The organism is Microcoleus sp. B4-C2, from assembly GCF_036705265.1.
GTDB lineage: Bacteria > Cyanobacteriota > Cyanobacteriia > Cyanobacteriales > Microcoleaceae > Microcoleus.
The window spans coordinates 1-4,921 of the sequence record NZ_JAUBUB010000181.1; the positions used below are offsets into that span (position 1 = coordinate 1).

5 protein-coding genes are annotated in these 4,921 nt (G+C 45.3%); all 5 read right to left on the reverse strand.

The features are described from left to right. Positions 1-472: 472 nt before the first annotated feature. On the reverse strand, positions 473-1,333 hold the full coding sequence (locus QUB20_RS28100) for a class I SAM-dependent methyltransferase (protein WP_333251375.1): 861 nt from the start codon (positions 1,331-1,333) through the stop codon (positions 473-475). Positions 1,334-1,376: 43 nt separating this feature from the next. Then, a complete protein-coding gene (locus QUB20_RS28105) occupies positions 1,377-2,279 on the reverse strand; it encodes an ATP-binding cassette domain-containing protein (protein WP_333291820.1) in 903 nt (300 codons plus the stop codon). A gap of 63 nt (positions 2,280-2,342) precedes the next feature. Continuing rightward, positions 2,343-3,044, reverse strand: coding sequence for an ABC transporter transmembrane domain-containing protein (locus tag QUB20_RS28110; RefSeq protein WP_333251380.1), 702 nt, complete (start codon positions 3,042-3,044; stop codon positions 2,343-2,345). 265 nt (positions 3,045-3,309) lie between these two features. Beyond that, complete coding sequence (locus QUB20_RS28115) at positions 3,310-3,555, reverse strand: hypothetical protein (RefSeq protein WP_333251382.1); 246 nt, start codon at positions 3,553-3,555, stop codon at positions 3,310-3,312. 582 nt (positions 3,556-4,137) lie between these two features. Then, on the reverse strand, positions 4,138-4,680 hold the full coding sequence (locus tag QUB20_RS28120) for a tetratricopeptide repeat protein (protein WP_333251385.1): 543 nt from the start codon (positions 4,678-4,680) through the stop codon (positions 4,138-4,140). Positions 4,681-4,921: the final 241 nt, after the last annotated feature.

Below are 4,921 nucleotides of genomic sequence, written 5' to 3' on the forward strand. Positions count from 1 at the left end.
GTCCGTGAGCATATTTTTGCCAACCTTCACAACGATGCCATTATCTAGACTACATAGATGATATTTTTTGTCAATGCGTAAGTCCTAATTATATAGTTTGACCTCAACCACAACCCCCCGCTGACAGTATTGTGGGCGGTTTTTTTTCAGTAGGGACACGGCAATGCCCAAAGCGTGTCAACTTAAGACTGAAACCCTTGAGAAATCTCGTTTTTACCTGAGTCTAGATCCCCCTAAATCCCCCTTAAGAAGGGGAGTAGGGGTTGACTTTAAGAAGATTCTTGTCCCCCCCTTCTTAAGGGGGGCTAGGGGGGATCGAGCCCTAATCGTCAGACAGTTTACCCGTACTACGTTTGACGTTAAGTTGACACCAAGAAGGGCACGGGGCGGTGTCCCTAATTACGCAAAGCCTATGTGTCATGCTGAGTGAAACGAAGCATCAAGCCAGATGCTTCGCCCAAATCCCTAAGTCCTATTTTTCATAACGAACTAGAAGATGCCAGAGAAAGATATCCGGGTCGTCATGAGCTATCATCTCTTTAAACATGGAAACAAAAGGCTCATAGTCCAAAAACTGCATCTCCAAACTGAGTTGTTGCAATCCCGCTTCTTTAAAGATGCGATTTAACCGCAAAGGAGTGTAATAAATCTGAGCCTCTTGCCACTCAGCATCCCAAACTTTATTGCCGTAGACATCGATAAATCCCTCTGTAACACAGTGAGCGTGTTTGCGACTAAAATAGGCAATTTCTAAGAAGCATAAGGTGGTTGGAAAATATCCGTATATCTTGCCACCTGGCTTGAGAACTTTACCAAATTCCCGAATCATCTCGCGATTGGTTTTATCCTCACTGGAAACCACGGAATTTGCGAGTAGGACGTAATCAAATTTCTCGTTCCACTCCGGTTTTTGTTCGGTGATTCGCGTGGAGTCTACTTGCTCAAACACGATTTGCTGATTGTTGAGTCGGGAATCTCCATCTGCTGTTTTCCAGTGTCCTTGTGCTTTTTCAATGGCTGTTTTGGAAAAATCGGTACAGTAGATTTGTCCAATTTGGGGGCAAAATTCTAGTAAGGTTTTCTGAAGATAAATTTCCGAGCCGCAACCGGGAATTAGGACTTTGATATCAGGCGAGTTGGGAATATCATAGCCGGGAGAACGCTCTGGACGGATTAAGTTTTTGCAGATTTTGGGGTCTTGGGTGATGCTGAAAGCGGTGTTGGTATAATCTTCGTGGTTTTTATCCCAGAGAGCTTTCTCTTCTTCAAGAGATTTCGAGCCTAGGTTGGCAGAAGAGGGAATTAGCCATTTGTAATCATTTGTGCTGGTCATAATTTTTAACTCCAAAATATTCAGTAGAGGTCAAATGTGTGTGTCAACCGCTAACAACCAAGCTGCCGTTTTCCAGCACGTACATGACATCCGCACGCAAGGCATGGGCCATGCGGTGGGTAATCAAAATTACGGTGCGTTCTTTGGTGATGCGCTCGATGGTGGCGAGGATTTCGGCTTCTGTGGCGGGGTCAAGGGCGGATGTGGCTTCATCCAGAATCAGAATTGCTGGATTTCTCACCAAGGCTCTAGCTAAAGCGATTCTTTGCCGTTGTCCCCCTGATAACTGTCCGCCCCTGTCACCAACTGGTGTGTCGTAGCCTTGGGGTAAGGACAAAATAAATTTGTGAATCTCGGCGGCTTTGGCCGCGGCTTCGACTTGTTCGTCAGTGGCTTCGAGATAGCCCATGCGGATGTTTTCTCGCACCGAGCAATTAAAGAGAATTACCTCCTGAGAAACCAGTCCAATTTGAGAACGGAGAGAGCGTACTGTTGCATGACGCAAATCAATTCCATCAAACAGAATGCGTCCTTTATCCGGGTCATAAAATCGCGTTAGCAAGTTGACAATTGTACTTTTGCCGGCTCCACTTTCACCGACAAATACCGCGAAGTCTCCTTGGCGAATCTTGAGGGATAGATTTTTAACTCCTCCTCTATGTTGGGAGTAGCTAAAGGTAACATTGTCAAAGTTAATATCACTGAAAAAGTGAGGTAAATCAATCGCACCCGGTGCATCCTGAATCGCCGGAGTTTCTGATAAGATATCGCTGATGCGTTGCAGCCCGGCCACTCCATCAATAAATGCAGGTATTGACGAAGTTAAACCAAGAATATTGAGATTCAAACCTACCATTAAAACTTGAAAAGAGGTAAGAGTTCCTACAGAAATTATATTCCTGTAGGTCATCACTGCACCAATACTTAAAACGATAAGCTGCGTCATGACAAAACCAATCATGGGAACTTTCTGCACTAAGTAGGAGAGAAAGGTTGCCCGGACATAAACCTATTTTAAGTCATTCAAATCCCTGGAAAAATCCTTACTCATTTGGTTTTCCAGCCCGAATATCTTGACAACGGTTTGCGAGAGGATATTCTCTTCGACGACGCTGGCAATCTGTCCTTCTTTTTGCAGCAACTTATAGCCGACTTCGGTGGCAAGGCTGGCAATTTTTGCTGGGGCAATGGTACAGAGGGTTAAACCGATTAAACTGAGCAGGGCTAATTGCCAGTTGAGGAAGAAAAGGAAAACCAGAGAAAATAGGAAGTTAGACAGTTGTAAAACAGCGACTGTCAGCCCCATTGTAATTACACCATTTTCCACCTTTTGGACATCGGCGATGAGACAATTGACAATATCCCCGGCTGAACGTCGCCCAAAAAACTCCATTGAAAGGCTTTGGAGATGCTCGAATAGAGAGTGTCGGATATTGTTGGTGATTAAAATGCCTAAACGCGCTCCGAGGAAAATTCCTAGCAAACCGATGCAGGCATATAGAATTGCTCCAACAACTAGCAATGACAGGATTAGAACCAGAAGACTATAGTTTTGGGGAACGATGGCGGCATCGATGATAAATTTTAAGCTTGCTCGGAAGACTGAATCAAATGCTGCGTCGAATATTAGGCAGGTAAAGAGTAAAATGAATTGCCATTTGTAGGAGGCAATGTATTTGTTGAGGGTTTTAAAGAACCAAATAAGTTCCATGAGTTATGAGAGTTTGTCTACAGGCACGATTTATACTTTTACTTTGGCAGTTTTAATTTGGATAGCCTTCTTATTAAGCAGGGGCTGTTTTAAAAAGCAGAGGTTCGGCAAGTAGGGGAAGGTGGTTAAGGGAGCATCTCATATTTGTAAAAACACTTCTTCTGGCTCCTTCCTTCTGCCTCTGGCCTCCTGCCTTTTGCCTCACAACTTAGATTTCTAGCTGGGCTGCCAAAGTGAGATGCTCCCGGTGGTTAAAGCAGCAATGCTAATCCAACTTGATAAACTGTTGAATTGCCTCTACAACTGGAACCTTTTGGTTCTTATAGTAAACTTCTCCACAATCGAGATAGCATTCAGCCGCATCTTTCAGTTCTTCACAATTGTCAGGATTGTCGATCTCTTCGCTGATTTTTTTATACTGATTTTTCTTGGTTCTAATGTATTTGTTGTAGGGCTTTTCTCGCTTGGTCAGCGTGGGTCGCAGACGACCGGGCTGTAGTTCTCCTTGCAAGCGCTCGTTTAGATTGAATTCATGATGGTGTTACTTGTCGATTTTCTGATTTGAGGCGAGACGAAGTTGTATTTTTCTCTCTACATCTATAAGACGAATCCAGAGGTCAATTTCTGAATTTTTCGAGTTAGGGGCTGTTTTTTCCTAGATCGATGCACCCTCAGCACAAGAATTTTAATTTCCACCCATTACACCAGGTTTTGTCCTTAACTTAAGGTCAGCAACAAAATATCTAGGGTAGGCGCTGACGGCAGTGCCTACCCTACTACATCAATTTTTAATCACTGATGTTCAATTACTGATAAATATTCCACTATCAGAATTGATTTTTGATGTTATAATATCCAGCGTTGTCTCATAATTATTTTTCTCCTTTTTGCTAGTTTTAGTTCTTGTTTCTGATTGAGGTTTTATCCTCAATTTTGTTCGAGATTAGTCGAGACGAAATTGTATTTTTGTCTCTACACCTATAAGACGAATCCAGAGGTCAATTTCTGAATTTTTCGAGTTAGAGGCTGTTTTTTCCTAACTCAATGCACTCTGAGAGGTTCAGATCCCCGACTTCTCTAAGAAGTCAAGGATCTACGCTTTAGCCCGATCGCCCTTTCGCCTCTTACCTTTCAGCCGTTTCACAGCCTCCTCAACCTCCCCGCGAAAAGGGTAGAGCAACCGCCGACTCAGCGCACATCGATACGCCTCCACAGCCTCCGTCACATCCCCCAACCCCAACAACGCTCTCCCTTGCCAGTAACCAGCCATAGCCGGGTCAAACTCCATCAATTCCCGGAACAGACCAGCCTTTTCCAACCATTTCCGACTCGCCACCTCATCCCCCAGCCCTCGATAACTCTCCCCCAGCCACACCGCAGCAGACACAGATTGCAGATAACTCCCATCTTCCGGTAGCAACTGCCATCCTTGCGCCAAAGCCTCCACCGCTTCCCGGTGTTTCCCCGCCAGTGCCAACACCCGCCCATGACTAAACCAAGCATCAGGTAACTGCGGTTCAAGTTGCGTCCCCTTCGCAGAGACACTACACCCCCGCTCAATCTCCTGAAAACTTTCCACCAACACCCGCCCCGCCGTCGTCCAAACACTCCAGCGTTGGGGAAAACGATCGAGCATCTCTTCTACTATTGATGCAAGGGTTACTTCAGGGTTCGATCCCCCTAAATCCCCCTTAAAAAGGGGGACTTCCAGAGGAGTTCCCCCCGTGCAGTTAGAAGGCTTTGCCTCCTCTAGCTCCCCCCGTGAAGGAGAAGACTTTGCCTCCTCTGGCTCCCCCCTTTTTAAGGGGGATTTAGCAGGGTGGATTAATTGTCCCCAAGTAAATTATAATAGTCGAGCGCGAGCGGCTCGAGTCCGC

What these genes read in the sequence shown, in the direction of transcription:
- QUB20_RS28105 (WP_333291820.1), bottom strand. Translation starts at nt 2,279, where the DNA reads ATGACGCAGCTTATCGTTTTAAGTATTGGTGCAGTGATGACCTACAGG.
- QUB20_RS28120 (WP_333251385.1), bottom strand. Translation starts at nt 4,680, where the DNA reads ATGCTCGATCGTTTTCCCCAACGCTGGAGTGTTTGGACGACGGCGGGG.
- QUB20_RS28100 (WP_333251375.1), bottom strand. Translation starts at nt 1,333, where the DNA reads ATGACCAGCACAAATGATTACAAATGGCTAATTCCCTCTTCTGCCAAC.
- QUB20_RS28110 (WP_333251380.1), bottom strand. Translation starts at nt 3,044, where the DNA reads ATGGAACTTATTTGGTTCTTTAAAACCCTCAACAAATACATTGCCTCC.